Origin of the sequence: Silvania hatchlandensis (assembly GCF_025564065.1) — a bacterium.
In the GTDB taxonomy this organism is placed as follows: Bacteria; Pseudomonadota; Gammaproteobacteria; order Enterobacterales; family Enterobacteriaceae; genus Enterobacter; species Enterobacter hatchlandensis.
Map to the genome: position 1 here is coordinate 1 of NZ_JAMGZK010000003.1, position 246 is coordinate 246.

Here is a 246-nt window from a genome sequence, read left to right on the forward strand (position 1 = left end):
TTTCACTTCTGAGTTCGGCATGGGGTCAGGTGGGACCACCGCGCTACAGCCGCCAGGCAAATTCTGTTTATCAACACGTCTTCTGACCTGTCGATTAATCTGTTATCAAGCTGAAAATTCTGTCTCTTCACGCCAAAACAGCTTCGGCGTTGTAAGGTTAAGCCTCACGGTTCATTAGTATCGGTTAGCTCAACGTATCGCTACGCTTACACACCCGACCTATCAACGTCGTCGTCTTCAACGTTC

Annotated in this window: 1 rRNA gene; it reads right to left on the bottom strand. The window is 48.8% G+C overall.

Going from position 1 to position 246, the window contains the following annotated elements:
• Positions 1-153: 153 nt before the first annotated feature.
• A 23S ribosomal RNA gene (locus tag M8014_RS00015) occupies positions 154-246 on the bottom strand; the annotation flags it as partial.